The organism is Nitrospira sp. BLG_2 (assembly GCF_049222245.1).
The window spans coordinates 1-2,624 of sequence record NZ_JBLYIG010000331.1; the positions used below are offsets into that span (position 1 = coordinate 1).

At 55.5% G+C, this 2,624-nt stretch carries 5 protein-coding genes; 2 read left to right on the forward strand and 3 right to left on the reverse strand.

Going from position 1 to position 2,624, the window contains the following annotated elements:
* Positions 1–155 precede the first annotated feature (155 nt).
* The 3 genes from ACOSYY_RS09150 to ACOSYY_RS09160 form a co-directional block, all read right to left on the reverse strand.
* On the reverse strand, positions 156–755 hold the full coding sequence (locus tag ACOSYY_RS09150) for a hypothetical protein (RefSeq protein ID WP_421661962.1): 600 nt from the start codon (positions 753–755) through the stop codon (positions 156–158).
* Positions 756–833: 78 nt separating this feature from the next.
* Positions 834–1,172: a hypothetical protein gene (locus ACOSYY_RS09155; RefSeq protein WP_421661963.1), complete on the reverse strand. Its 339-nt coding sequence runs from the start codon at positions 1,170–1,172 to the stop codon at positions 834–836.
* A gap of 124 nt (positions 1,173–1,296) precedes the next feature.
* Positions 1,297–1,521: an FmdB family zinc ribbon protein gene (locus ACOSYY_RS09160; protein ID WP_421661964.1), complete on the reverse strand. Its 225-nt coding sequence runs from the start codon at positions 1,519–1,521 to the stop codon at positions 1,297–1,299.
* 70 nt (positions 1,522–1,591) lie between these two features.
* Here ACOSYY_RS09160 and ACOSYY_RS09165 point away from each other — a divergent pair, with 70 nt between their 5' ends.
* Positions 1,592–1,855 (forward strand): hypothetical protein, encoded by a 264-nt coding sequence (locus ACOSYY_RS09165; protein ID WP_421661965.1) that lies wholly within the window; start codon positions 1,592–1,594, stop codon positions 1,853–1,855.
* Between the two features lie 4 nt (positions 1,856–1,859).
* Positions 1,860–2,624, forward strand: a 765-nt coding sequence (gene hemW / locus ACOSYY_RS09170; protein WP_421661966.1) for a radical SAM family heme chaperone HemW, incomplete at its 3' end; no start/stop codon positions are given.

Below are 2,624 nucleotides of genomic sequence, written 5' to 3' on the forward strand. Positions count from 1 at the left end.
GGCTGCCAGCCTTCGCACAACCGATCGGGACTGGGGCACGATGGACAGCCGTCCGAGCGGCACGGGCTTTCGTTGCGCAAGAGATGCGCATTAACCAGTGACAGCCTGTCGTCACGCCTCTTATATCTGTGCGCATCGAACTGGTGTCGGTGAGATCAGGGCGCTTGCGACTCGCTGAGAAGAACTTCCACCTGTTCAATCCTCACCACAGGCATGATAAGACCAACCCCTTCCTCCTCGTGCGAGAAATCATAGATGATCGATTCGGAGGGAATCAGAACACCGGCCATCACCACTAGCACATGAACTTTTTCACGTTTGGCAAGATCCCGATTGATCCGACCGGCGAGGGTTTTGTCCGGCCTCACACGCAGATTACTGAGGAACTCCTCAGGCTTGAATCGAACCATCCCCCAACGCGTGGAATGAAACGCCGGTCCGACGGCCACCACATAGCTCTCGGTTTCAGGATCGATTCGCGACAATTCTCCGGGCCAGACGAATGCCACACGCCAATTCAGGACGGGGTTCCCCTCGCGCGCAGCATCCCGCTCCCGGTTCAGGTTGAATAACCGCTCATCATGTCCAGGATCATGGTGACCGTGGCCATAGACTGTGCCCCAATCTGGCGGCGCCCCTTCCAGGGCCACAAGAAACGCTTCGATGGGGCTTCGCTCGATCAGAACATGCGTATCGTCAGGAAGAATCGAGGCAAGCTGGGCCGGAAGAATCGTTCTCAGAGGGCGAAGTCCCATTCCATCGTCCGCTGATATTGTCGTCGGCAAGATGACCAAACCAGACAGACAGAGCAAAGACAGGAGGCGCATGACGCACTAATCGGGCGGTGCGCAAGCAACGGCTCGGTCATAAGCAGCCGTCAGAGACTTCACACCTGGATGATTGTCGGTCAGGACTCCGACGTCAATGAGAACTGCGAGCCGAGGGGCAGGATTGAGTCGGCGCAGACATGATTGCGTCAGGCCATTCGTGGCTAACGCCTCCCCGTAGGTTTCCAGCCAAGACTCCGCTATAGCGCGCACACCCGTATCGGTAGGTTTCAGTCGGCCTAGTCGTACTTGCTGCAGAAGCTTGATCAGCGGATCGGATTGCAAAATAGTCGAGATCGCCCGTTGCACCACCTGTTCATCCTGCGTTGAAAAACCATTTTGCATGTGTGATAAAGCAGAAGTCAGAAGTTCCGGACATTTTTACACGACCCGCAGGCTATTCAAAAAGGTCGTCGTTCTTACCCGCCCACCCCGGCCGCCAAGCTGGCGGACTTTTGACAGCCTACTATCAGTGCATCGAGCAGGCGCCCGGCCCGCGAGGATCACCGCAACTGCCGCACGCGCCTGGAGCGGTTGAGGATGTCCAGCTGGGCATAGCTCCGACTCCAAAGGCGGAGAACTGTTTATCCAGTTTGGTTGTCTTGCACTGAGGACAAGCCGCCTCAGCGGATCCTTGAATCAGCAGCTCAAAACGATGATTGCATTCGCGACACACATATTCGAAGATAGGCATAGTAGAGGACTCCTTCGGTTGCAGAGAGTATTATAAAATCACGCCGACTGAATCGCAACGACAGGATCGTATGTACCAGGAAGACAAAACCTTTACCATTCGATTCACGCTGGAAGCCTCGTTTCCGGACGACTATGCCGGAGATGAAGATGAACGCAATTGGTTGCACGAATGGGAAGCCAGGATCAAGCCGCAACTGCTCAAATCGGTCTTTGAGTCGCTCCGCAGGCATGACGGATGGGTATCGCACATCCGCAACCGAGGCGTATCTCCGGCCGACGCAATTGAAATCGTCGTGACCAAGGATTTTCACAACCTCTTCCCTTCTCGCTGAAACGATGAGCGCTTCTGACGAAGACCTCGGTCTCTATGTTCATATTCCGTTTTGTCGCCGCCGCTGCCACTTTTGCGCCTTCTATCTGGAAATCGCTCGATCCGATCGCATGGCCCTGTTCCATTCCGCCCTCATCCAAGAAATTTCCCTCTATTATCGGCAAGAGCTTTGGAACGGCCGGACTCTGCGGACCATCTATTTCGGTGGCGGGACACCGACCTCCCTCCCAGCCGAGCAGTTGGCCGCGCTTCTGGCTCTGATTCGAGCCACTTGGCCGACCGACGGCACGGCGGAGATTACAGTGGAGGCACACCCCTCTTCCGTCACCGTAAGAGATCTTACAATCTTGGCTGATGCCGGATTCAATCGGATCAGCTTTGGAGCGGAGTCCATGGCGGACATGGATCTCGTCTCCATTGGCCGTTTTGGGCGAGTGCAAGATACCGCGGCGGCAGTCCAGGCCGCGCGCCGGGCCGGGTTCGAAAATATCAACCTCGATCTGATGTATGGGTTGCCGGGCCAATCATTGCAAAATTGGATGCACACCTTGGAATCGCTCATGACGCTGGCCCCCTCGCATATCTCTTGCTATGCGCTGACCATTGAAAAAGATACAAGGCTCGCTCAGGACATTGCTCGCGATCTTGTCCGGCCACCTGACGAAGTGCTTCAAATCGACATGGAAGCAGCGGCAGAGCATTTTCTTGGCGAAGCGGGATTTTCTCGCTACGAAATTTCCAATTATGCAAGACCCGACTATGCTTGTCGC

Coding starts and splice junctions, on each gene's coding strand:
- ACOSYY_RS09160 (WP_421661964.1), bottom strand. CDS start 1,521: ATGCCTATCTTCGAATATGTGTGTCGCGAATGCAATCATCGTTTTGAG.
- ACOSYY_RS09150 (WP_421661962.1), bottom strand. CDS start 755: ATGGGACTTCGCCCTCTGAGAACGATTCTTCCGGCCCAGCTTGCCTCG.
- ACOSYY_RS09165 (WP_421661965.1), top strand. CDS start 1,592: ATGTACCAGGAAGACAAAACCTTTACCATTCGATTCACGCTGGAAGCC.
- ACOSYY_RS09155 (WP_421661963.1), bottom strand. CDS start 1,172: ATGCAAAATGGTTTTTCAACGCAGGATGAACAGGTGGTGCAACGGGCG.